General features: G+C 39.1%; 24 protein-coding genes and 1 pseudogene. 3 read left to right on the top strand and 22 right to left on the bottom strand.

Features of this window, described 5'->3' with window-relative positions; all coding sequences use genetic code 11:
* Positions 1-84: 84 nt before the first annotated feature.
* The 5 genes from ACFCYJ_RS00125 to ACFCYJ_RS00105 form a co-directional block, all read right to left on the bottom strand.
* Positions 85-318: a KH domain-containing protein gene (locus ACFCYJ_RS00125; protein ID WP_004269410.1), complete on the bottom strand. Its 234-nt coding sequence runs from the start codon at positions 316-318 to the stop codon at positions 85-87.
* Positions 319-333: 15 nt separating this feature from the next.
* On the bottom strand, positions 334-606 hold the full coding sequence (gene rpsP / locus ACFCYJ_RS00120; RefSeq protein ID WP_053483320.1) for a 30S ribosomal protein S16: 273 nt from the start codon (positions 604-606) through the stop codon (positions 334-336).
* A gap of 94 nt (positions 607-700) precedes the next feature.
* Positions 701-2,059: a signal recognition particle protein gene (gene ffh / locus ACFCYJ_RS00115; protein WP_376069072.1), complete on the bottom strand. Its 1,359-nt coding sequence runs from the start codon at positions 2,057-2,059 to the stop codon at positions 701-703.
* A gap of 12 nt (positions 2,060-2,071) precedes the next feature.
* Positions 2,072-2,407 (bottom strand): putative DNA-binding protein, encoded by a 336-nt coding sequence (locus tag ACFCYJ_RS00110; protein WP_376069069.1) that lies wholly within the window; start codon positions 2,405-2,407, stop codon positions 2,072-2,074.
* A 188-nt stretch (positions 2,408-2,595) separates the two neighbouring features.
* Positions 2,596-2,736 carry a hypothetical protein gene (locus tag ACFCYJ_RS00105; RefSeq protein WP_376069067.1) on the bottom strand — a complete coding sequence of 47 codons (141 nt, stop codon included), beginning with the start codon at positions 2,734-2,736 and terminating at the stop codon, positions 2,596-2,598.
* Here ACFCYJ_RS00105 and ACFCYJ_RS00100 point away from each other — a divergent pair.
* Complete coding sequence (locus ACFCYJ_RS00100; protein ID WP_376069064.1) at positions 2,716-2,883, top strand: hypothetical protein; 168 nt, start codon at positions 2,716-2,718, stop codon at positions 2,881-2,883. The genes ACFCYJ_RS00105 and ACFCYJ_RS00100 overlap by 21 nt on opposite strands.
* A gap of 5 nt (positions 2,884-2,888) precedes the next feature.
* On the opposite strand, the gene ftsY is transcribed toward ACFCYJ_RS00100, so the two are convergent.
* From ftsY to ACFCYJ_RS00025, 15 genes are all read right to left on the bottom strand, one after another.
* Positions 2,889-4,163, bottom strand: a complete 1,275-nt coding sequence (gene ftsY / locus ACFCYJ_RS00095) for a signal recognition particle-docking protein FtsY (RefSeq protein ID WP_376069061.1) — start codon at positions 4,161-4,163, stop codon at positions 2,889-2,891.
* Positions 4,160-7,741: a chromosome segregation protein SMC gene (gene smc, locus ACFCYJ_RS00090; protein WP_376069059.1), complete on the bottom strand. Its 3,582-nt coding sequence runs from the start codon at positions 7,739-7,741 to the stop codon at positions 4,160-4,162. The genes ftsY and smc overlap by 4 nt, the downstream gene beginning before the upstream one ends.
* A 3-nt stretch (positions 7,742-7,744) precedes the next feature.
* Entirely contained in the window at positions 7,745-8,509 is a 765-nt protein-coding gene (gene rnc, locus ACFCYJ_RS00085; RefSeq protein ID WP_376069056.1) for a ribonuclease III, read from the bottom strand.
* Between the two features lie 331 nt (positions 8,510-8,840).
* Positions 8,841-9,077 (bottom strand): acyl carrier protein, encoded by a 237-nt coding sequence (acpP, locus tag ACFCYJ_RS00080; protein ID WP_036124798.1) that lies wholly within the window; start codon positions 9,075-9,077, stop codon positions 8,841-8,843.
* A gap of 58 nt (positions 9,078-9,135) precedes the next feature.
* Entirely contained in the window at positions 9,136-9,882 is a 747-nt protein-coding gene (gene fabG, locus ACFCYJ_RS00075; RefSeq protein ID WP_376069052.1) for a 3-oxoacyl-[acyl-carrier-protein] reductase, read from the bottom strand.
* Positions 9,875-10,828: an ACP S-malonyltransferase gene (fabD, locus tag ACFCYJ_RS00070; RefSeq protein WP_376069050.1), complete on the bottom strand. Its 954-nt coding sequence runs from the start codon at positions 10,826-10,828 to the stop codon at positions 9,875-9,877. Before fabD ends, fabG begins: the two co-directional genes overlap by 8 nt.
* 253 nt (positions 10,829-11,081) lie before the next feature.
* The gene (locus tag ACFCYJ_RS00065) at positions 11,082-11,258 is read right to left on the bottom strand and encodes a hypothetical protein (RefSeq protein WP_376069047.1); all 177 of its coding nucleotides are present in this window, start codon (positions 11,256-11,258) and stop codon (positions 11,082-11,084) included.
* A gap of 80 nt (positions 11,259-11,338) precedes the next feature.
* Complete coding sequence (plsX, locus tag ACFCYJ_RS00060; protein WP_376069044.1) at positions 11,339-12,331, bottom strand: phosphate acyltransferase PlsX; 993 nt, start codon at positions 12,329-12,331, stop codon at positions 11,339-11,341.
* Positions 12,328-12,906 (bottom strand): transcription factor FapR, encoded by a 579-nt coding sequence (gene fapR, locus ACFCYJ_RS00055; RefSeq protein WP_049668746.1) that lies wholly within the window; start codon positions 12,904-12,906, stop codon positions 12,328-12,330. The genes plsX and fapR overlap by 4 nt, the downstream gene beginning before the upstream one ends.
* Before the next feature lie 129 nt (positions 12,907-13,035).
* The gene (recG, locus tag ACFCYJ_RS00050; protein WP_376069043.1) at positions 13,036-15,081 is read right to left on the bottom strand and encodes an ATP-dependent DNA helicase RecG; all 2,046 of its coding nucleotides are present in this window, start codon (positions 15,079-15,081) and stop codon (positions 13,036-13,038) included.
* 260 nt (positions 15,082-15,341) lie between these two features.
* Complete coding sequence (sdaAA, locus tag ACFCYJ_RS00045) at positions 15,342-16,253, bottom strand: L-serine ammonia-lyase, iron-sulfur-dependent, subunit alpha (protein WP_376069041.1); 912 nt, start codon at positions 16,251-16,253, stop codon at positions 15,342-15,344.
* 14 nt (positions 16,254-16,267) lie between these two features.
* Positions 16,268-16,930, bottom strand: a complete 663-nt coding sequence (gene sdaAB, locus ACFCYJ_RS00040) for an L-serine ammonia-lyase, iron-sulfur-dependent subunit beta (RefSeq protein WP_376069038.1) — start codon at positions 16,928-16,930, stop codon at positions 16,268-16,270.
* Between the two features lie 349 nt (positions 16,931-17,279).
* Entirely contained in the window at positions 17,280-18,929 is a 1,650-nt protein-coding gene (locus ACFCYJ_RS00035; RefSeq protein ID WP_376069036.1) for a DAK2 domain-containing protein, read from the bottom strand.
* A 16-nt stretch (positions 18,930-18,945) separates the two neighbouring features.
* Complete coding sequence (locus ACFCYJ_RS00030) at positions 18,946-19,308, bottom strand: Asp23/Gls24 family envelope stress response protein (protein WP_053594173.1); 363 nt, start codon at positions 19,306-19,308, stop codon at positions 18,946-18,948.
* A gap of 109 nt (positions 19,309-19,417) precedes the next feature.
* Positions 19,418-20,623, bottom strand: coding sequence for a GGDEF domain-containing protein (locus ACFCYJ_RS00025; protein WP_376069033.1), 1,206 nt, complete (start codon positions 20,621-20,623; stop codon positions 19,418-19,420).
* Positions 20,624-21,268: 645 nt separating this feature from the next.
* Here ACFCYJ_RS00025 and ACFCYJ_RS00020 point away from each other — a divergent pair.
* Positions 21,269-21,736, top strand: a complete 468-nt coding sequence (locus ACFCYJ_RS00020) for an HIT family protein (RefSeq protein ID WP_376069030.1) — start codon at positions 21,269-21,271, stop codon at positions 21,734-21,736.
* 193 nt (positions 21,737-21,929) lie between these two features.
* On the top strand, positions 21,930-23,054 hold the full coding sequence (locus ACFCYJ_RS00015; RefSeq protein WP_376069028.1) for an IS4 family transposase: 1,125 nt from the start codon (positions 21,930-21,932) through the stop codon (positions 23,052-23,054).
* 323 nt (positions 23,055-23,377) lie between these two features.
* Here ACFCYJ_RS00015 and ACFCYJ_RS00010 read toward each other — a convergent pair whose 3' ends face one another.
* A complete protein-coding gene (locus tag ACFCYJ_RS00010) occupies positions 23,378-24,931 on the bottom strand; it encodes a M20/M25/M40 family metallo-hydrolase (protein ID WP_376069025.1) in 1,554 nt (517 codons plus the stop codon).
* A gap of 267 nt (positions 24,932-25,198) precedes the next feature.
* Positions 25,199-25,320, bottom strand: a pseudogene (locus tag ACFCYJ_RS00005) (MerR family transcriptional regulator); the annotation flags it as partial.
* Between the last annotated feature and the right edge of the window lie 12 nt (positions 25,321-25,332).

Genomic DNA, 25,332 nt, shown 5'->3' with positions numbered 1-25,332 from the left:
TTCGAATTCCTAAGCGCATGTAAACATACCGATCAGGACTCTCCAGTGCTTGTTGCATGTAAAAGAGCGTGAAAATCTTTTCTATCAATCCAATATATCGACGTAGGTCTTTTTTTGATGGTGACTACCCGCCGCTGAATAAACAATTGTACGAATCGCTTTCGCTACTCGCCCTTGCTTGCCTATGACTTTCCCTCTATCCTCTGGATGAACAAAAAGTTTATAAACAATTCGATTTGCATTTTCATCCGTCTCTATACGAACTTCTTCTGGATAATCGACTAATGGTAAAACGATTGCTTCAATCAGCTGCTTCAAAAACGTCGCCCCCGATTATTTACTGAATTTTTGGTTATGGAATTTTTCCATGATACCTTGTTCTGAGAACAAGTTACGCACTGTATCTGATGGTTTTGCACCGTCAGTTAACCATTTAAGAGCTTTCTCTTCATCGATGTTTACAGTAGCTGGTTGAGTAAGTGGGTTGTAAGTACCAACTGTTTCGATTGAACGACCGTCACGTGGTGAACGAGCGTCTGCAACTACGATACGATAGAAAGGAGATTTTTTAGCTCCCATACGTTTTAAGCGAATTTTAACTGCCATTTTAATAGCACCTCCGAATAAGTTTCACACAAGATAGTATATTATCAATGTTTAGGTTGTTTGTAAAGTGTTTTTTCTTAACACCTATAAATTATTATTTAAACAATGAATCGAAGCCTGGTAGTTTCATCTTTTTCTTGCCTTTGCCACTTGCCATGCCTGTCATTTGCTTCATCATTTTTTTCATTTCATCAAATTGCTTTATTAAACGATTTACCTCTTGAATCGATGTCCCTGAACCCTTCGCTATACGCTTTTTACGGCTACCGTTAATAATTTCTGGATTCGTCTTTTCAGCAGGTGTCATCGAATAAATAATCGCTTCTACGCGGCCCATTTGCTTATCATCAACTTTAACATTGTCTAAGCCTTTGATTTTGCCAGCACCTGGTAACATTTTTAAAATTTCGTCAAGTGGCCCCATTTTCTTTACTTGCTGCAATTGCTCAACAAAATCATCAAATGTAAAGCTTTGGGTTTTAAATTTTTCCTCTAGTTCTTTAGCCTTTGCTTCGTCAACATTTGCCTGAGCCTTTTCAATAAGCGATAAAACGTCACCCATACCTAATATACGAGACGCCATACGCTCTGGATGGAAGGGTTCCAGCGCATCCAGCTTCTCACCCATACCGACAAATTTAATCGGCTTCTGTGTAACAGAACGAATTGATAATGCCGCACCACCACGTGTATCACCATCGAGCTTTGTTAAAACAACTCCTGTAATACCGACTGCTTCATTAAAGCTTTCTGCCACGTTGACAGCATCTTGACCTGTCATAGCATCTACAACTAGGAATACTTCATCCGGCTCTTTTAACGCACGAATATCTTTTAATTCTTGCATTAATTCTTCATCGATATGCAAGCGCCCTGCTGTATCAATTATCACAACATCATGATGTTCTTCTTTTGCCAATTCAATTGCCTGTCGTGCAATTTCTACTGGAGATACATCAGTTCCTAACGAAAAAACAGGTAGGGATAACTGCTTTCCTAATGTTTGTAGCTGTTGAACAGCCGCTGGACGGTAAACGTCAGCAGCAACTAGTAATGGCTTACGATTATATTTTTTACGTAACACATTTGCCAATTTACCTGTAGTTGTCGTTTTACCTGCACCTTGTAAGCCGACCATCATAATAACAGTTGGTGGCTTTGTATTAAATTTAATTGGGCTTTGCTCACCACCCATTAATTCTGTTAATTCTTCTTGTACGATTTTAATAACTTGCTGACCTGGTGTTAAGCTTTGCATAACATCTACACCGACAGCACGTTCACTGACCTTTTTAACGAATTCTTTGACTACTTTTAAGTTAACATCCGCCTCGATTAAAGCAAATCGGACTTCGCGCATCATTTCTTTAACGTCTTGTTCCGATACTTTACCTTTACCTTTAATCTTTTGGATCGTTCCTTGGAGTCGTTCCGCTAATCCTTCAAAAGCCATTGCTTTCGCCTCCTAATCCCATTCTTTCAACTGTTCTATAAGCGTTATCTGCTCTTCAACTGTCATACTTTGTTCTGTCATCCCTGTTGTTAGCTGCGCAAGCATTTGTGTACGTTGTTGAAATTTTTCAAGTAAACATAGTTTTTCTTCATATTCTTCAAGCATCGCTTCTGTTCGACGAATATTATCATAAACAGCTTGGCGTGAAACTCCATACGATTCAGCGATCTCTCCAAGTGAGTGATCATCTAAATAATAGAGCTCCATATAACTTCGTTGCTTATCTGTTAATAATGCTTGATAAAAGTCGAAGAGAAAGTTCATGCGTGTTGTTTTTTCAAGTAGCATCGAATGTTTCTCCTCCCGTTATTAGTCATTTGTATCATAACGAAAAGCGCCCGTCTGTGTCAAGGTAATCTCCTTGTCTAAAAGCTTTAATTAACTGCTTTTTAGGCGTTTTTCACCTATAGCTAGTATTTCCCTTTTAAACAATGCGATTCACCTGCACAGACGAGCGCAATTACAAATTTACTTACTTAAATGTTAATCCTCGGACCATCACCAAGCGTGTGGTTGATTTCCGTTCCGACTGGGCGCTTTGTTGTTGTTGCTGTCGCTTCGCTTTCGCACAGAGCAAAGCTTCCTGGGGGCGTCCGATGAGCCGCTTGGGCCAACACGATGTTGGTCACGAAGGCGTTATCACAGGACGTGATGGTTTTAGCCTTCGTTCACCTATCGCTAATCCCCAAGGAGTCGCCCAGCCTCCACTCCAATCAACTTATTTACATAGTATACGTTTTAACAAAAGTCATCCACATCGGTGATGAACCTAGTCCTCACTATTTTGTAGTTCTTTATCTAAACCATCAGCAAATAAGCCATACACATAACGCTCTGCATCAAATGGTTGTAAATCATCCATTTTTTCGCCAAGACCAACAAACTTCACAGGAATGTGTAATTTATTACGAATAGCAAGAACAATACCACCTTTTGCAGTGCCGTCAAGCTTTGTTAAAACGATCCCTGTTACATTTGTAGCTTCCTTAAATGTTTGTGCTTGAACAAGTGCATTTTGACCTGTTGTTGCATCTAAAGCTAATAGTACTTCATGCGGAGCATTCGGTACCTCTCGAGAGATTACTCGATGAACTTTTTCAAGTTCATTCATTAAGTTTACTTTGTTTTGTAGGCGCCCTGCTGTATCACAAATTAACACATCTGCATTACGGTTTTTCGCCGCACGAATTGCATCATACATAACTGCTGCTGGATCTGAGCCTTCCGATTGTTTAATCACTTCACAGCCTACGCGGTCTCCCCAAACTTGTAATTGATCGATGGCACCAGCACGGAAAGTATCACCTGCCGCTAAAACAACCGTTTTACCTTGTGATTTTAAACGATGGGCAAGTTTACCGATTGTTGTCGTTTTCCCAACACCGTTTACCCCGACGAATAGAATTACAGTAAGTTCACCTTTAGGTTGCATATTAAGCTCGATTAAATCCTCTTCTCCTTGCTCATAAATTTCCACAAGTTTTTCAGAAATAAGCGTTTGAATACCGTTTGTATCTTTTATATTTTTACGCTGAACCTCAAAGCGTAATTTGTCCATTAGCTCCATTACTGTTTCAAAGCCAACGTCTGCCTGTAATAATAAGTCTTCTAATTCTTCAAAGAAATCTTCATCCACTTTTCGATAACGAGCAACTAGATCGTTTACTTTAGAAGTAAATGAATTACGCGTTTTTTCAAGACCAGCCTTGAACTTTTGTGTAATAGACCATGCAGAAGGTTTTTTCTCCTCTACTAGTTCTTCTACTATCGCGACCTCTTGCACTTCTTGTTGCTCTTGTTGCTCTTGTTGCTCTTGTTGCTCTTGATCTTCTATTTCTTCAGGAATTTCTGTTTCAATTGAGGTTTCCGTTACAGAAACTTTCTCAGCTTTTTCCATTTCATCTACAGTTGCTTCAATTTGAGTAGGCTCTGTTGCTTCGTCTTGCTTCTGTTCAGCAGCTTCTTCTTCATTGATTGCTACTACTTTTTCTTCCTCGGTGGGGTTGCCTGTCAATTTATCTTTTAAACGTTTAAAAAAACTCATGCTTGTTCGCTCCTTTGCTCCGCAAGTACGGGTTCATCTTCTAATTTTACTGATACAAGTTTAGACACGCCAGATTCCTGCATTGTAATACCATACAACACATCCGCTCCCTCCATCGTTCCTTTACGATGTGTGATCACAATAAATTGCGTATTAAGGCTAAATTTCTTCAAATATTGGCTATAACGAACGACATTTGCCTCATCTAAAGCCGCCTCTACCTCATCGAGAATACAGAATGGTACAGGTCGTATATTTAGGATGGAGAATAATAAAGCGATTGCCGTTAGTGCACGTTCCCCACCTGAAAGCAAGCTTAGATTTTGTAATTTTTTCCCTGGTGGTTGAGCTACAATTTCTATACCTGTTTCTAGCAGGTTTTGAGGGTCCAATAATACTAAATCTGCCTGACCTCCACCAAACAATTCACGGAATACACGTTTAAATTGCTCTCGAATGGCATAGAATGTTTCACTAAATCGTAGCGTCATTTCTTCATCCATTTCTTTAATAGCCTCATGTAATGTTTCCTGCGCAGCAAGTAAATCCTCGCGTTGCTCTGTTAAAAATGAATGGCGTTCAAGTACCCGATCGTATTCCTCGATGGCGCTCAAATTAACAGGACCTAGCTCTTCTATAGATTTCTTCAGTAATTTCACTCGACGTCGCATATGCTCTTCATCTTCAATTGCAAGGGCTAACTCTTCAGCTTCCTCAAATGTTAGCTGATAATTCTCTTCTAGCTGCTCATTGAAATTATTGACCTCGAATTCTACGCGATTTCGCTTCAATTCATTTGCACGTATCGCCTCAAGGTAGCCTTTATGTGTACGTTGCAATTCCTTCAGCTGTTCTTCTAAAGTAGTAAGCTCTTGTTGTTGTGCTACTTTTTCATCTTTTTTCTGTGAAATAGTATCCTGTAGCGAATCTCTTCGCGCTTTCCACGTAGTAACCTGCTCATCCACTTCTTCATCGCTTAAAAGTTTTGTCGATTCATCAGATTGAAGCCAAATTATTTCCTGAGAAATATTGTCGACTTTTTGACGAGCTTTGTTTAATTGTAGGGCTAACTCTGCTGTAGCAATTTGCACTTGTGACATTTGCTCCTGCATTACCGCTAACTGCGAGCGTTTTTCTGCTGACTGCTCACGGAGTACATCTTTCTCCGATTCACTTTGTAACTTCACCTTACTTAGTTGTTCCACTGTTTCATTTATCTCTAACAGCTCTGTTGCTAGTGCCGTTAAACGCTCCGTTGCCGCTTCCTTCTGATCTAATAATGCCTCTTCACGAGTTTTTACATCTTGTGTTTCATTAGAAGCAAAAGATACTCGTGCAGATAAGCTTTTCTCGACTACTTCTAGCTCACGAATACGACTTGCTTGCTGCATTTCTTCTTTTCGTAGTTGTTCACCGTCAAGTTTCAATTGCTCTACTTTGTCTCGTAATACTGCAAGCTTCTCTTTTTCATCCGAAACAGCCTGTTCAGCACTATAAATAGATTCTTCCAACGATTCTAGCTTTACTATTAAACCATCTAATTCCGCTTTTCTTGTAAAAAGTGAAGATTGCTGCTTCGTTGTACCACCTGTTAATGAACCGCCTGCATTGACGATATCTCCATCAAGTGTTACAACACGATATCTAAACCCACATAATCGAGCAATTTGACTTGCACCTTCTAAACTTGATGCAACGATGACATTGCCCAGGAGGTTCTCGACAATTGTACGGTTCTCTTCACCGAACGTTACAAGTGCATCAGCCATTTGAACAAACGCTGGGTGCTCAGTGGCTAGCTGAATCATAGATAGATTGATTTTTCGTGACTTGATAACTGTTTTCGGTAAAAATGTTGCGCGTCCAGCTCTCTTTTGTTTTAACCAATGAATCGCCTGTTGCGCATATCGTTCATCGGTTGTCACAATATGCTGAGAGGCTGCCCCTAATGCCGTTTCAATAGCCTGAGAATATTTCCCATCCACTTGAATTAATTCAGCAACGGCTCCTTCAATCCCAGCTAATTCACCTTTATCACGCGCTAATAATACTTCTTTTACTCCATGGAAAAACCCAGAGAAATCAGCTTCTAGTTCAGCAAGCGTATCTTTTCTAGCCTTAAGTTGCTGCTGATGCTGATAGGCTTTATAAAGCATATCCTGCTTTTCATTAAATGATGCATTCACGTTCTTAAGCTGTATTTGCAATGCTTCATATTGCTCGAGACTTTCCTGTAATTCGTTTGTTGTTGTAGCATAAGCAACAACTAGCTTCTCTTTTTCCGCTAGAATTTGCGCAAGCTCTTGCCCGATTTCATCCGTTTGGCCTGACATTCGTGCCGCCATCGCTTTTTGCTGCACTAATTGTTGTTCAATATTTTTTAATTCATTTTTTACTGTTGCTTCTTCGTTTAAGGAGTCGATATATCGGTTTTTTTGTTCTTCTATTTCTTGTTCAATCTCAGAAACAGAGCGATTTAAAGATTGCTCTAATTGCTTAATACTTTGTTTCAGCTCTAATACCTCTTGCTGTTTTTCAGTGAACAATTCTTTTTTCTCTTGTTCTTGAGCTACAAGAGTCTCAACCTCATCTTTTGCTTCTTGTAATGCGGTATTCAATTGAAGTAGTTGATTAGAAGCATTTTGTCGCTTTTCAGCCATTAACGCTTTACGACCATCCCAACGCTCTACCTCCATCGTTGCATTAACAAACTCAGCCTGAGTAGTATCTAAATAGTCATCTAGCTCTTTTAAAAGCTTACGAATACTAACAGTTTGCTTTTCTATTGAAGAAATATGATGAGCTTGTTTTTGCTCTGTTTCATAAAGCTCTGTGTACTCAGTTTTTAGAGCATGCAAAGATTGTGCACAATTTTTTAAATCGTGCACAAGGATGGCGATATCAAAATCCTTTAACTCTGTTGACATTTGCACATAATCTCTTGCACTTGATGCCTGAATTTCTAACGGTTCCAGACGACTATCTAACTCATGTAAAATATCTAAAACACGATACAAATTTTCATCTGTTTCAACAAGCTTATGCTCTGCCTTTTTCTTTCTTAGTTTATACTTTAACACGCCAGCTGCCTCTTCAAAAATTGAACGGCGATCATCAGGTCGGCTATTTAAAATTTCATCGACACGGCCTTGTGAAATAATGGAGAAGGCCTCTTTCCCAAGTCCCGAGTCCATAAACAAGTCCGTAATATCCTTCAGGCGACACTGCTGGTTATTAAGTAAATATTCACTATCACCTGAACGGTATACGCGTCTTGTTACGCTGACTTCTGTATATGAAAAAGCAAGCTGTTCATCTGTGTTATCTAATACTAGTGTTACCTCTGCAAAGTTTAGTGGCTTACGCGAGTCACTCCCAGCAAAAATAACATCTTCCATCTTTGCCCCACGTAACGACTTTGCCGATTGCTCCCCAAGTACCCAACGAATGGCATCAATGACATTACTTTTCCCACTGCCATTTGGTCCAACCACTGCTGTAACACCGGGTACAAAATCAATTCCAATGCGCTCCGCAAAAGATTTAAAGCCAATCACTTCGAGTCGTTTTAGGAACATCTTTTAAGCCTCCTCTTTTGCAGTGTGCTCACGCATTGTACGCATTGCACATTGCGCTGCTTGCTGCTCGGCTTCTTTTTTTGATTTCCCACGACCAATACCTAGCTCCTGACCATTTAACAGTACGCTCGATACAAAGGTACGGTTATGTGCAGGACCCTTTTCATCAATAATTTCATAATGAAGAAGGCCGTTATTTGTTTGTTGTACCATTTCTTGCAATTGGCTTTTAAAATCCATCACATGCGAAAAAGCACCGACTTCTACTTTCGGGAATACGATTCGTTCTAAAAAAGACACAACCGTTTGTAAGCCTTGATCTAAATAAAGGGCGCCAACAAATGACTCAAATACATCTGCAAGTAGCGCTGGGCGTTCCCGTCCACCTGTTAATTCCTCACCTTTTCCGAGTAATACAAAGCGGCCAAAGCCTAATTCATTTGCAAAAATAACAAGTGATGGCTCACATACTATAGATGCTCGTAGCTTCGTCAGCTCACCTTCACTCATATGAGTGTATTTCTCAAAAAGGTATTTAGAAACAGACAGTTCAAGTACTGCGTCTCCTAAAAATTCAAGACGCTCATTATCCGTAAACAATTTACGGCGATGCTCATTCACATAAGATGAATGTGTGAATGCTTGATACAATAAATTTTTATTACTAAATGTGATATTTAATTCATGCTGTAACAGCTCGAATTGATTGCGTACTTTTTCAGGAAGCACGCCAGATTTCTGCATAGTTCCTTTTCTTTTCATAGCCATTGAACAATCTGCCTTCCTAATAGTTTCTACCGTTTAAGTGTACCTTTTTCAAGGGATTTATGCAAAAGTATTTCGGCTTAAATACAATGTTTTGGAAATTAATTTTTTCCGAAATCAAAAAGAGGACGTTCATAGTTCGCTAAACGAACCATTTCGTCCCCTTTTTAAACATACCTCAGCATAGTATCTGCTCTTCACACTGAAGAAAAGCATGAGTAATTTCTGCCAAAGGCTTTAACTTTATTCAATCATAAACATTTATTGTATAATGACCGCATCCATGTCAGCACCAGTAGAGGTGATTAATCTCTGCTATATAAAGTTAAACGAATTAGTTTAATTTACTTTCGATGTATGAAATTGCAGAACCAACTGTTGAGATTTTTTCAGCATCTTCATCAGAAATTTCCATATCGAATTCGTCTTCAAGCTCCATTACAAGCTCAACTACGTCTAATGAGTCAGCACCTAAATCATCACGGAAAGAAGCTTCTAGAGTAACTTCACTTTCTTCAACACCTAAACGGTCCACGATTACTTTTGTTACGCGTTCTAATACTGTAGACAAAACATTCACCTCCCCTCAAATGATTATACAAAAAATCATTATCTATGACTAATTGAAATTACATTACCATACCGCCATCTATATGTAACGTTTGACCTGTCATATAGTTAGCATCCTCTGAAGCTAGAAAAGCTACGGCCTTTGCAATATCCTCAGGTTGTCCAAGTTTCGCTAGAGGAATTTGCGTAAGCATGCCTTGCTTTAGATCTTCTGGTAGTTGATCAGTCATTTCAGTCTCTATAAAGCCAGGTGCAATCGCATTTACTAAAATATTACGTGATGCTAATTCCTTAGCAGTCGTTTTAGTCAATCCAATAACCCCTGCTTTTGCAGCTACGTAATTAGCTTGCCCAGCATTACCAGCTACACCAACAATCGATGAAATATTAATGATACGCCCTGCACGTTGCTTCATCATTTGACGTGTTACTGCTTTTGTACAAAGGAAAACACCTTTTAGGTTCGTATCTAGCACATCGTCCCATTCATCTTCTTTCATACGCATTAACAAGTTATCACGCGTAATACCCGCATTATTCACTAAAATATCAAGCGAGCCGAATGTTTTCACCGCTGCATCCATTAATGCTGTAACTTCCTCTGTTTTGGAAACACTCGCTTGTACGGCTATTGCCTCGCCGCCATTCTCTTGAATCGTCGCAACAACTTCTTCTGCTTTTGCCTGTGACCCGCTGTAGTTTACGACAACTTTAGCACCCTCATTAGCAAGCTTTAATGCAATAGATCGTCCTATTCCACGTGAAGCACCAGTTACAACAGCTACTTTACCCTCTAATTTACGCATTAATTGTCCACTCCTTCGCCGCTTCTAGTACAGCCTCTAATGATGTTTCATCATAAACACAGTATGTCGTTACTGAGCGATCGATTTTTTTCACTAATCCACTTAATACTTTGCCTGGTCCGCACTCAATAAAGACTTCCACACCTTGCGAAATCATTTCACGCACAGATGCTTCCCATTGGACAGCGCTATATACTTGTTCTACTAGCTCCTGTTGAATAGCTGAAACATCCTCTAATTCTTTCGCCATTACATTGCCGATTACAGGGATTTGTGGAGCTGATAATGATAAATCAGCCAACGCTTCTTTTAATTTTTCAGATGATGGTCGCATTAACTCTGAATGGAATGGACCACTAACAACTAAAGGAATTGCTCGTTTTGCACCAGCTTCCTTTGCCGCTAAAGAAGCCTTTTCAACGCCTTCTTTTGTACCAGAAATAACGATTTGCCCTGGACAGTTTACATTCGCTACCTGAACTGGCTCACCTGCTGCAGATACTTTTTCAGTTACTTCATGCAGTGCCTCAAGCTCCATCCCTAGAATAGCTGCCATAGCACCTTGCCCTGCAGGTACAGCTTCATTCATATAAAGCCCACGCTTATGCACAACAGAAACTGCATCCTCGAACGATAGCACACCAGCGATTACTAATGCACCGTATTCTCCAAGTGAATGTCCAGCTGCATAATTCGGCGTAATACCTGCTGCACGTAATTTTTCTGCAACCATCACACCAGTAGTTAAGAGTGCCGGCTGTGCATGGTAAGTCAATGTTAGCTCCTCAGCTGGTCCCTCTAACATAAGCTTAGATAGCTCAAAGCCAAGTGCTTGATTTGCACGTTCATAAAATGCTTTACTTGCTGCCGCATTCTCGATAAACTCTTGCCCCATCCCAACTACTTGAGAACCTTGGCCTGGAAAAATAAATGCTATTTTCGTCATTTTTTATTAATCCCCTTTTTAATCAATTATGCCTCGGCATAATTCCGTGTCATCCGCCGGAGGCTTTAGGCCAACATGATGTTTTTTTGCGCGAAAGCGTAGTGCTAACGCAGCGTCAGCAGCAAATGTTTTCTGTGCGAAAGCGCAGTGCTAACGTAGCGTCAGCAGCAAATGTTTTCTGTGCGAAAGCGCAGTGCTAACGTAGCGTCAGCAGCAAATGTTTTCTGTGTGAAAGCGCAGTGCTAACGTAGCGTCAGCAGCAAATGTTTTCTGTGTGAAAGCGCAGTGCTAACGTAGCGTCAGCAACATGATGTTGGTCACTCAGTCGTGTGTTGTTGCTGTCGCTTCGCTTTCGCACAGATAAAACAGTGTTGCTGTCGCTTCGCTTTCGCACAGATAAAACAGTGTTGCTGTCGCTTCGCTTTCGCACAGATAAATTGCCACAGGACGTGGCGTTCTTAGACTGAGTTCCTCTATTTCAGTGGGTGTTTGGACACCCGCTGAAAGAAGTTAATCAATTTCTAAGTGACGTACTGTTTCTGTAATCGTCGAGATGACTGTATGCTCAACCATCGTATTTGCTTGGCGAATTGCACTGTATATTGCTTTAGCATTGGATGAACCATGTGCTTTAATCACAGGTGCTTGTAAACCAAACAAACCTGCACCACCGTACTCTGTGTAGTCCATTTTGTTTTTTAGGTCACGCAAATTATTTTTCATAAGTACTGCCGAAATTTTCGTTTTTGTTGAAGACATAAACGCCTCTTTTAGCATTGAAAATAATGCGCCAGCTGTACCTTCTATCGATTTCAGCACCATATTACCTGTAAACCCATCCGTTACGACAACGTCCGCTACCCCTTCAAGTAAATCTCGAGCTTCAACGTTGCCGATAAAGTTTAAATCTGCTTCTTTTAATAATCCAAAAGCCGCCTTCGTTAATTCATTCCCTTTTTTATCCTCAGTACCGATATTCAACAAGCCGACACGTGGCTTTTGTAAGCCGCCTACCTTTTTTGCATAAATATCGCCCATAATCGCATATTGCAATAAATGCTCAGGTCGCGCGTCTGCATTCGCCCCTAAATCAAGCATTAAAAAGCCCTTACCATCTAAAGTAGGCAGTGTAGTGGCTAGAGCAGGTCTAGCAATCCCTTCAATACGTCCTACTTTAAATAAGCCTCCCGCCATTAAAGCACCTGTATTACCTGCTGAAAGACAAGCATCCGCCTTTCCTTCTTCAACGGCATCCATCATTCGCGCCATCGATGAATCCTTTTTACGACGAACAGCGCGTGCTGGATCGTCTGTTCCTTCGACAACTTCATCACAATGTACTACAGTTAATCGATCATGTATTTTTAAAAATGGTTCAAGCTTTTGCTGCTGACCATATAATTGAATTTCTAAATTTGGGATTTGCTCTAATGCTAATAAAGCACCTTCAACAACTGATTTAGGTGCGTTGTCTCCACCCATTCCATCAAGCGCTAATTTCATTGTTGTTCACCTTTACCTTTCGTGCGGTACATATCAAATTCACCAACAAAAACTGTTTCACCGTTAACAGTGGACGTTAACTCTACTTTTGTACGATGACTTTTTTCATCACGTCCGATAACGATTGCTTTTGTAATAACACGATCTCCAGCTCTAACAGGTTTCACAAAGGTAATGTTAGAATGTACTGTTAATGCTAGTTCGTCGTCAATAACTGCTACCGCTAATGAGTTTGCCTGTGCAAACAAATGATGTCCACGTGCGATGCCATTGCGCTGAAAAACATGTTCTTCTTTTACATCAAAAATAGATAATGCACGATTATCCAATTCAATATCAATTATTTCTCCGATCACTTCATCAATCGGTAGAGATTTCACTTCATTTTCATAGGTTTTCGAAGCAACATCTTTAATTCGTTCTCGTAATTCTGGAATCGCTAATTCCATACGATCTAAACGAATTGTTTGGACACTAACCTGAAACTGTGTTGCTAGCTGTTCATCTGTGACGAATGGATTATCAGCTATCGTTTCGGATAATAGTCGCTGTCGCTCTTTTTTCGTTCGTCTCAACATCATTCGCCACCTTTTTAGTTGTTATTAGCACTTGGTACTAATATCAGTATATAGAGTATAAAAAAAGAATGCAAGACTTGTTTTAAAAACAAGTGCTCACATTCCTAATGGAGCATCAATATTCAGTTAGTCGAATCGATCCCCTTGTAAAACACCTGAATTTTCAAGCATTTCACGTAAATATTTGTACTCATCATCATGCCAAAAAGCATCCGTCTTAAGAATATCTGTTGCATCTTTTCTCGCAGTTTCAAGTATTCGATAATCATGCACTAAATCCGCTACTTTAAAATCAGGCAAACCACTTTGTTTACGCCCAAAGAAATCACCCGGACCACGTAGTTCCAAATCCTTTTCAGCTAGGCGGAAGCCATCATTCGTTTCTGTCATCGACTGCATTCGCTCTTTACCTTCATCCGATTTAGGATCGGCTAGCAACACACAATATGACTGATGTTCACCTCGTCCAACACGCCCACGTAGCTGATGCAACTGAGCTAAGCCAAAGCGTTCAGCATCATAAATAATCATAAACGTTGCATTCGGCACGTTAACCCCAACTTCAACAACTGTTGTAGACACAAGCACATGAATAGTTCCTTCACTAAAGGCTCGCATAACAGCGTCTTTTTCATCCGCGGATAGGCGACCATGCATTAATCCGACATTGTAACGCCCATTAAAATATGCAGCAAGCTGTTCATAGATTTCTACAGCATTTTGTACATCCAGCTTGTCTGATTCCTCGATCAGAGGACAAATAGCATAAGCCTGTCTACCAGCAGCAAGTTCTAATTCTAGCTTTGACATAACAGAGCCAAATTGCTCTTTTTTCATCCAATGTGTTTCAATTTGCTTACGCCCGGCTGGCATTTCATCGATCATTGAAACATCCATTTCTCCGAATGCTGTAATCGCTAGTGTACGCGGTATTGGTGTCGCCGTCATAAAGAGCACATCTGGATTTTCTCCTTTATCACGCAATATTCTACGCTGCTCTACACCAAAACGATGCTGTTCATCTGTAATAACAAAACCAAGCTTGCAAAAAACAACATCAGGCTGAATTAGCGCATGTGTACCAATTAAAATATCTATATCTCCATTTGCCAGTTCTTCTAACAGTAAACGACGCTCCTTCGCTTTCGTTGATCCTGATAGTAAAGATACACGTACGCCAAATGGCTCAAACCATTCCACCAAATTTTCAGCATGCTGCTCAGCTAAAATTTCCGTCGGCGCCATTAATGCCCCCTGAAAACTAGCAGTTACGGCTGCGTATAAACATATTGCCGCAACAACGGTTTTCCCCGACCCTACATCACCTTGAAGTAAGCGGTTCATACGATGTGGCTCTTTCAAATCTTTGCAAATTTCATTAACGACGCGTTTTTGTGCACCTGTTAATTCATATGGTAACGATGCAATAAAGGCACGTATCTTTTGCAAATCAAACTGTATAACTGTCCCTTGCTCACTGTCCTTTCTAATTTTACGTAACGCTTGAATACGTAGTTGAAAGTTTAGTAACTCCTCATAAGCAAAGCGTCTTCTAGCCTGCTTCGCATGTCCTGCATCAATAGGGAAATGTATTCCCTCCAGCCCATCACGTATTGTAGCAAGCTTATAATCCGTTCGTAAGCTCTGTGGAACAGCATCAGGTATATCAGCACCAAATTCATCGAGCACTTGACGCATATATTTACGAAAACGTTTTTGCGGAATCAAACCTTTTAAACTATAAACAGGTTCAAAGTCGACTTGATCTGTCTTAGGCCCAAACGTTACAGACGTTCCATTGATTACTTGTCTACCCCTGTCCCATTTCCCTGTAACGGTAATAATAGCTCCCGGTACAAGCTTCTGCTTCAAATAGCCTTGGTTAAAAAAAACAACCTTAACTAAATGTCGACCCGCTAGCACCGTGACTTGTAATCGTGATTTATTGCGACCTAAAAACAAAACTGTTGGCTCACTTTCAACTTTACACTCAACAGTGACACGTTCATTATGTGGTGTTTGTGCCAAATCCTTTAAACGAAAATCCTCATGTCGATGCGGAAAAGTCCATAACAAATCCGCGATTGTCTCGATGCCTAATGCCTCTAAATGTCCTGCTGTTTCTTTCCCGATTCCCTTTAATTCAGTAACGGGACACGTTAAATCAGTCACCTTGCACGACAGCTCCTCCAATTTTTTTCACCACAAGTACTTTACCTACAGCCATTCGTTTCACCATACTATTTTTCAGCATTTGAGTTTTCCCCTTTCTTACGATTACTATTAGCTTTCATAATATTGTTGTTCGCGTTTAACACTTTTGAATAATCCATGCTACGCATTTATATAGATTCAATTATCATTATATAACTTTTCATTTATATTGCCTCAAAAAAACACGCCTTCCACTTAGGAAAGCGTGCTTAGTATTTTTATTTTTGAAGTGATTTGATACTTTCTAAATTACCATTATCAAAAATGGCTTTGCTTATCGCTTTACCTGTTGGTGTTGCAGCAAGGCCTCCACGTGCAGTTTCTTTTAAATTCGGACTCATAGATTGTCCAATTCGATACATTGCACCAATCACTTCATCACACGGGATGCGACTTGTGACCCCTGCAAGTGCCATATCCGCTGCAACAAGTGAATTTGCCGCTCCCATAGCATTTCGCTTAACACAAGGAACCTCTACTAATCCAGCCACCGGGTCACAAACAAGCCCTAGCATATTTTTCAATGTAATGGCAAATGCTTCTGAACATTGCTGCGGTGTACCACCAGCCATCTCTACAATCGCTGCCGCTGCCATACCAGCAGCTGAGCCAACCTCTGCTTGACAGCCGCCAGCAGCGCCTGAAATCGAAGCATTATTGGCAACAACGAAGCCGAAAGCACCCGATGTGAATAAATAACGAATCATTTGCTCACGTGTCGGATTCAGCTTATTCTTCACTGCAAACAGTGTCCCTGGTACAACTCCAGCTGAACCTGCAGTTGGGGTAGCACAAATAGTGCCCATAGCCGCATTAACTTCATTTGTTGCAACCGCTTTACTCACCGCGTCTAGTAATAAATCCCCCGACAATGATTTTCCTTGTGCAATGTAATTTTGAAGCAATACTGCGTCACCACCTGTTAAACCCGTTACAGATTTAACACCCTTCAAACCTCTTTCAACAGCTTCCTCCATCACCGTTAAATTATTGTCCATTTGCTGTATAATTTCTTCTCTTGTGCGTCCAGTTATTAACATTTCCTGCTCTATCATAATTTCAGAAATTAGTTTTCCTTCTTGCTCCGCTCGTTCAACTAGTTCACGAACATTATGAAACAATACGTCCATATTGGGGCACCTCCTTAGTTATTAATTTTAGAAACCTTCGAAATATGTGGTATTAAAGAAATTTGTTGTAATACTTTTTCCTCGATGTTTTGATCGATTTCTATCACCATAAGGGCTGTTAAACCACGTTCAATACGAGAAACCTCCATATGCCCAATGTTGACTGCATGCATCGCCAAACAATTTGCCACATTGGCAATACAGCCTGCACGATCATCATGGACAACAAGAATTGCTGGCATGCCTCCTGTTAAACGTAGCTTGAAGCCGTTCACCTCACTGACTTCAATTTTACCGCCACCGATAGAAATACCAACAACGGACATCTCTCCTTCATCATCGCCAATCACAAGGCGAGCTGTATTCGGATGCTCCATATTTGCTGTTTCTGGGATAAATTCATAGTCTAAGCCGGCCTTTTCTGCATCGGCAAAAGCTGTTTTAATTCGCTCATCGAATGTATCGTAATTTAATAGGCCCCCTATCAAAGCTACGTCTGTTCCATGTCCTTTATACGTTTCTGCAAACGAACCATATAAGTGTATTTTCGCCCACTTTGGTTGTCTTCCAAATAAATCTCTAGCTACACGACCAATTCGTGCGGCACCTGCCGTATGAGAAGAAGAAGGCCCAATCATCACTGGTCCAATAATATCAAATACTGAAGTAAACTTCATAATAACACCCCTCTATTCTATCTATATAATTTTTTTGATTTTTTACTTATATAATGCTTGATAGTTACTATAAAAGCAAAACATTTCTTTATCAACTTTCAGAAAATTTACACGACTATAATTTACACAATGGAAATATTGATTACCTTTGTCTACTCCAGATAAACAACGATTTCAAATTGCCGATATTCCAGCATTTTCAAATGCATCGTCCTCTGGATACGCACATCAAATCGTTTATTTTAGCGAATTTATATCTAATATATTCCCCTAGTCTCCTTGTACCATAAACAAAAGCAGTACACGTTGTGTGCACTGCTTTGTCTACTTATCCGCAAGTAGCATTGAATTATTCTGCTGAAATAATATATGGATATAATCCTTGTTTACCATTAAATAACTCTACTTCAACCTCTGGATAATTCTCTTCAATAAATTTTACTAATTCCGAGGCATTTTCTTCTGTTGTATCCTCACCATAGATGACTGTTACAATTTCTGCATCTTCATCCACTAAATCAGTAATTACCTTCTCAGCAGCATCTTTTAATGCTGGAGTAGATAATACAATTTTACCTTCTGCAAGAGCCATGAAATCGTCCTTATGAATGTCCACACCATCAATAGATGTATCTCGAACTGCATAGGTTACTTGACCTGTTTTAACATTTGCATAAGCTTCTGTCATTGTTGCTTGGTTCATTTCAACTGTCGCCTCTGGATTAAACGATAGAATCGCTGCCATACCTTGAGGGATTGTTTTCGTAGGAACTACGGCCGCTTCTATATCTAAAAGCTCTACCGCTTGTTCTGCTGCCATGACGATATTTTTGTTATTTGGTAAAATTAATACTTTTTCAGCACCAATTTCTTGTACCGCCTTCACAATATCTTCAGTTGAAGGGTTCATTGTTTGACCGCCTTCAATAACATAAGAGGCACCAATTGAACGAAGTAGTTCAGCAACTCCCTCGCCCATTGCAATCGTTACAATTGCATATGGATGCTTTTCTGCTTTTTTAGCTGGAGAAGGTGCTTTATGATCCTCACCAACAATGGCAGAATGCTGTTCACGCATATTGTCGACCTTAATTTTAATAAGACTACCATATTTTTGACCCATTGCTAAAACAGAACCTGGCTGCTCAGAATGAATATGCACTTTTGCAATCTCTTCATCTGAAATAACAAGTAAAGAATCACCTAGAGGGTTTAATTCATTACGGAATTGTTCCTCGCTAAATGGCTCTTTTCCTTCTTCAAAACGTACCATGATTTCTGTACAATAACCAAACTCAATATCGATAGTATTCATGAAATCTTGTGCTCTATGATGCTCTGCATTAATTAAATCATCTAAAGTTGCTTCATTTTTCACCGGTAATGGCTCACCTTTTAAGGATGCTAAAAATCCTTCGTACACAAATAATAGACCCTGGCCACCACTATCTACAACACCTACTTCTTTTAGAACAGGTAAAAGCTCAGGTGTACGCTCTAACGAAGCCTGTGCTTCAGCAGTAAAGGCTTCCATCACTGCAATGATATCGGTTTCAGTTTCTGCCACTTCCACGCCTTTTTTCGCCGCTTCACGTGCAACTGTTAAAATTGTTCCTTCAACCGGCTTCATTACTGCTTTATAGGCAGTTTCAACGCCAGCTTGGAAAGCACCTGCTAAGCCCTTGGCATCAATTGTCGCTTCTTTTTCAATAAATTTACCAAAGCCACGGAATAACTGCGATAAAATAACGCCAGAATTCCCGCGTGCTCCCATAAGTAAACCTTTTGATAAAGCTTGAGCAGTTTTACCGATATGCTCTGAGACATATTGCTCCGTTTCCTTTGCGCCAGATGTCATCGATAAGTTCATATTCGTTCCTGTATCACCATCTGGTACTGGAAATACATTTAATGAATCAACATAATTTGCATTTTGGAATAGGTGATGGGCACCCATTTGCACCATTTCTGCAAACTTTATTCCGTCTAAAGACTGCATTCGATTTAGTTCCTCCTTAGTCATTCGCTACACGAACGCCCTGCACAAAGATATTGACAGATTTTACGCTCATACCTAATGTTTTATCCACTGTATATTTCACTTTCGATTGTACTTGATAAGCAACTTCCGAAATTTTTGTCCCGTAACTAACAATAATGTACATATCAATATGTAAATCGTCGTCTTGTTTTCGAATCACAACACCTTTTGCAAAGTTTTCTTTACGTAAAATATCAGTTAGACCATCACGAATTTGATGTTTAGATGCCATGCCAACAATACCGTAGCACTCTACAGCAGCGCCACCAGCTATTTGCGCAAGTACATCAGTTGAAATATCAATTTGGCCGAATTCATTGTTTAACTCAATTGACATAGAAATGCCCCCTTGGCTCTTTTTGACTAAATGATATTGTAACACTTTCGTTATACATTAAGCAACCTTAGAAGGCATGAAAGCGCACTGTATCAACGTTTTTCTGACATTATAAAGGTACACATACATCTTCATCGAAATTTCCACTTTTACTGTAAAAGTTGTTACGACCGTTTTGCTTTGCTGTGTATAGTGCTTGATCGGCTAATTCACAGCATGTTTTTAATTGCTCGCTATTTGAAATTTTAGCATGACACATCCCGATGCTGACCGTAAGAATATCAGCTACTTTTGAATGCTCATGACGAATGTTTAAGTTGCGTACTTCCTCTAAAATTTCCTCACAAACATGCTCTGAAAACTTGGCGGCATGCTGGCTAACGATTACGAATTCTTCGCCTCCCCAACGTGCTGCAAATGCATTATACTTTTCTGCAATTTCATCTAAAAGAGCTGCCACTTTTATTAATGCTTCATCACCTTGTAAATGACCGTAAGTATCATTTAAATTTTTAAAGAAATCAATATCAATCATCATGACAGATAAAGATTTTGGTTTACTAAGTTGTTGTCCTATTTGTGTCAATTTATTATTAAAAGCTCGTCGATTAGGCAAATTTGTCAACGTGTCCCGAAGCGCTTGCTCTGATAGTTCATTATTTTTCTCAGCTAATAATTCCGACAATTTTTTGGATTTAATCATTTCTTCTTGTAATAAAATATGTTGTTTCGTCAATTGTCTTTGAACTTTATAAATATATCGCTGAATAACTAGCCCTATGGGAATAATAAGGGACATTGGTAAAAGTATTTTAATACTTTCACCCGATACCCCAACACTCAGATAAGCACTTATTAAAATGGGTGGTACTGTTATTAACATAATCCAAAAAATTTTCAGGAAAGGGATAGAAAAAATAACGCAAATCAATAAAAACAGCACTTCATAAAGAGCCGCATGTTTAAAGAAATAAACGTCCATTACGGTGATAACAGTAATTAATAACAATATAGTATAAATATAAGAGAGTAAGATAAATTCATATTTTCGTAAATTAAGAGTTGTAACCTGAATTCTCTTTTCTTTTACAAATAATAACACCGCTAAATCTATATAAAACAATATAGTGTGTATTGCTATATAAGCTGGCACCATCGCTCGTTCTGTTTTCGAAAAAAAGACCTCACCATAATGAATTATTGTAATGATGGCTGATACATACATTAATGTCCACGCTACTGTTCGCATACGTTTCAAATTAAATTGAATCATTTCTTTCCGTATAGAGAGAACTAGCTTTTCTTGATTTTCCATAACGTCCGCTCCTAATAAAACAATCTTGCAAATTCATTTCGCCATGGCGTAATTATTGCTGTCGCAACCGATTTCGCTAAAAAATGGCTGAATGAAGATAATTTGTGCTATTTTTATCGTCTAAACAATGAAAATTACAAGTAGTCTTTGCAAAATCATTTAAAAAGGAGTGGAATTAGCTCCACTTTTAGCCAAAGCTCAAAAAACAAAACTTCTATAGCAGGCATTTCACTTCGCTGCATAAAACATTCTCAAAAAAATAAAAAAGCTGCTGCTTTATTTCAAAGATCAGCTTTCATGTTTTTTGTAAAACTATTGTGTCAATGAAATGAAGGTGCCCTAAAAATATGGTTTTGTTGCAAAGTGAGGGGTTGATTTTCGTTCCGGCCGGGCGCTTTCCGGGGGCGTCGGGGCAACAACTGGGTTTTGTTTGTGCGACAGTGAAACGGCAGCAATCAATGTTTTCTGCGCGAAAACGAAGTGTCATCGCACCGTTACGGCAGAAGTGGCTCTAAAGATACTAAAGTTTTTAAAAATTTGCGTGGGAATTTTATTTTCATACCCTCTTTCTGATTTCCTTATATAATAAAAGTATTGATAAATATTTCAATATTTATATACATAAGGAAATGGTGGTGTGCTAGGTTGTATTCTCATAAGCCAAAAGATTATGAGTGTCCATTTTGTCGTATTGTATCAGGTAAAGAAAAACAAAATAATGGTACAAAACAAAGAGACATTATTTATCAAGATAAACATGTAACAGCATTTATTGCGAGTAAATGGTGGCCAAACAATAAAGGACATGTTCTAGTTGTTCCGAACGAACATTTTGAAAATATATATGAACTTCCAGCAGAAATGGCTACTGAAATTCATCGTGTTGCTCAATTAGCAGCATTTGCAATGAAAAATACATACGGTTGTGATGGGATTTCTACTCGGCAGCATAATGAACCTGCAGGAAATCAAGATGTGTGGCATTATCATCTTCATGTATATCCAAGATTTGAAGGTGACAATCTTTACATGACGAAAGGTTACTACACAGAACCTGACGAACGACCTTTCTACGCGGAAAAGTTACGTTCATGGATACACAAAAATATTTAGGTCATTTAGTTTTAATTCAAACAAGGGGATAGGGTATGCTTTCGTCTTCAAAAAAATTCACTAGCGTCGCATTAAAATAATTCAATGTATTTTTAAAAACTGAATTTTCCGCAATATTATGCGTGCATAAAAAAAGCCTTTATAATGGTTGGGTGGTAGTAAACCATCCAAATCCAAAATAAAGGACATAAGCATGGTTAAGTTTACACGAAAAACATCATTTGAACAATGGTTTTCACCTATTTCTTCTACGCAAATGGAGAAATTAGTTGAAATTCATCAATTAAATTACTATACAAAGAAGCTTCACATCGCTTCATTCTTGAAATTATTACTGTTTGCGCAGCTAAATGAAACCGAAAGTCTACGTGCCATTAGTGACACGCTGTTATCAGATGACTTACAAAAAGCAACGTATTTAGAGTCCATCAGCTTTTCGCAGTTAGGTCGGCGATTAAATCGAGTGCCAACTGAGTTTTTTCAACAGATTTTTCTAGACTTAGTCGGGCAAATTCATGAGAAAACGCATTTTGAACAGAGCCGAAAAACCACAACACCACTGAAAATCATTGATTCCAGCACACTGCCATTGAACTTAAACAACCATAGATGGGCTGAATTCCGTAAAACAAAATCAGGGGTAAAGTTACATTTGCGCCTTGTTTACCTAGAAAAAGGTTGTTCGTACCCTGATAAAGCGGTGCTGACGAATGCGAAAGAACATGATCGTGGTCAGCTTGAAATTCTCGTTGATGACAAGGAGTGCATGTACGTTTTTGACCGAGGCTACCTAGATTATGAACGCTTTGACCGCATGACAGATGACGGATTTTTCTTTGTCTCACGCTTACGAAAAAACGCCGTAATACGTGTGATTGAATCATTTGAAGTACCTGAACAGTCAGCGGTGTTATCGGATGAAATGATTCTGATTGGCACCACGCAAAATCGTACTGAAAATGTATTTCGCCGTATCGAAGTACTGGATCCAAACGGTAAAGAGCTACATCTGATGACGAATCGTTTTGATTTAAGTGCAGATGAAGTCGCTGAACTGTATAAATCACGCTGGGCAATCGAACTTTTTTTTAAGTGGATGAAGCAGCATCTGAACATTAAAAAGTTCTACGGGCAAAGCGAGCAAGCTGTGCATAATCAGGTGTACATTGCGATGATCGTTTACTGCTTAAACGTACTAGCACATCTTCACACAAACAGTTCACGGACGTACTTACAAATTAGTAGGTACTTAAAAGCAACACTATGGAAACCGGCACGTATTTGGCTTCGAGAAATCGAAGGAAATACGGTACCATAAGGATTTTGAACTGTCAGTTGTCCCAGCCAAAGGTTATAGTAAAAAAATAGATGTTTACTATCTCTATTTGAGAGTCTTTTATTTTCTTCAAAAACGGAAGAAATAGAAAACAGAAAATTCAATTAAAATTTATGCGACGTTAGTGAAAAAAATTATATAAATTTATTATTCATAGAAGTCATAAAGTAAAAATAAAGACCACTTAAGTACCCATCTATCCATTATGCTGATAGATAGGTACTTTATTTTAACAAGCCTAATTAAAATACTATTTTATTTCTATACGCTACATACAATTATATTCATTTGAATTACTTTTTTAATTAAAATAAGCTTTTAATAAGCGTATCAATCATCACTGGCATTTCCTTAAATGCGCTATCCACATGTAGTCTTTCCGTCTTTTGATGAGCATCCTTCCCAAACGGTCCAACATTTAAAACAGGGCCCTGTAACGCGGACATGGATTCAAACGGAATACTATACGTGTCTCCCCATACAGGTGTGTTGCGTTCGAATGCTATCCATTCATTAGAGTTATCCGAATAATTGACATAGCTCAAGTCACAAATTCCATTAAAATAGTGAATTTGCTCCACTTCAATATTAAATGTTTGGGCTGTTTTCTTCATCAATTCAATGGATTGAATAACAAGAGGATCATTGGATGAATTGATAGCCGGATAGTAAGGTGGTGCATATAGCAACACTGTCGCTGGTGATAGTTCCTGGCAACGAATCATTAGCTGATCCACGATGCGAATAGATTTCTCTCGATCATCCCATGCGCTATTTTCAAGAACTTGATTTTTTATTAAATTTACTTCCTCGGCGCCGAATTTATTAATCGCATACTCTAAAAGTGCCTCATAACGAAGTACTTTTACTTCACCTACGCCTTGTACCTTTTCTCGCTCACAAATCCGCTTATATTGTTCATTACAAGCTGACATTGCTTCCGATGCAACTTGTTCAAAAATATCCATTACTTGCGATGCTGTACGCTTTAATAAAAACACATTGTAAAGGGCTGCTGCACGATAGGGTGTTTGTGTAGAATACTCCATTTTCAAATCTTTTAATTGTAAGGATACTGGTAATGGTGTACTTTCACCAAGATCTGTTTCACGGAAAATCGGATTCCATTCCATATGCTGCGTCATATAGGAAGCAATAAAATTTGCGGTCATTCCTTTTAATGGCTCACCCACATGTGTCTCTTTTCCGTAAAATAAGGCAGCCGGCATAATTTTACCGATCGTTCCTGAATAAATATATTCATTGGTATCAGCTGGTCCTTGTGAAAAAGAAGGCTCACTATTTAAAAATAGTTTATAAGAGAGTCCGTGCTGTTCACGAAGTCTGACAAGCTCTACAACTGCTGCACGCATCCCAGCAGAATTCACTTCTTCGTCTGGCACAGCCGTTAAAATAAGATTGATGGGCCATTCTTCGATACTTGCCTTTTCAATCAACTGCATATGCAAAGCAAGCCCCATTTTCATATCCATCGTTCCACGACCAAATAAATAGTTGCCTGATTCTAAATCAAACCTTGCCGCTTCAGGTAAATCCTTTTTGTATTTAGGTTCCATTAGCTTTTTTGTCAGCTCTTCAGGGTAGAAGGCTAATGGTTCCAGCTCGCCATATTCTTCCGTATGGACCGTATCAAAATGACTAATTAACACAACCGTTTCTGTTGCAGATGGGTGCTTATACAAGGCAGTCACAGCATTGCGTTCAAGGCCCGCATCATGTAATTCAATAAATTCTGGGTTTTGCTGGAAATAAGAAAGCGTTTGCAATTTATTTTTTAATTTATAGGCAAATTCATGTTCACCTTTAGTTAATGTCCTACTTTCCGATACGAAAAACATATACATTTCTTAAAAAATGTATACATCTCTACTGTGACACCACTTATATCTTCCGACTTTCGTATTTGTGTCTTCCTTATTCTCCGAGTCTGGTTTCGCATAAAGCTACTGCCATTTAGTATGACTCTCCAAAGGCTTAAATTCCGCAGTATCGTTGCGTACACATCTAAGGTTTAGTGTCAGTTAAATTCCCTAGATTGAGTAATTTGCTAAGTTAATGCTTGCGTTCAAATCTCTATCCAATTTTAATCCACAAGAGCAGATATTTAATTGTTCAACAGAGTCATATCTCGTACCGCCAGGGTAGGCATAAACTCGCCCTTTGTTTCCATTCTTCTCAGCGTTACAACATTTACACCAACACGTTTAGCAAATTTCCCAATGGACATTCATTCCATGCG

Source organism: Lysinibacillus sp. NPDC056232, from assembly GCF_042267565.1.
Classification (GTDB): domain Bacteria; phylum Bacillota; class Bacilli; order Bacillales_A; family Planococcaceae; genus Lysinibacillus.
The sequence above is the reverse complement of the archived record's forward strand: the minus strand, read 5'-3'. Positions and strand labels throughout refer to the sequence as shown.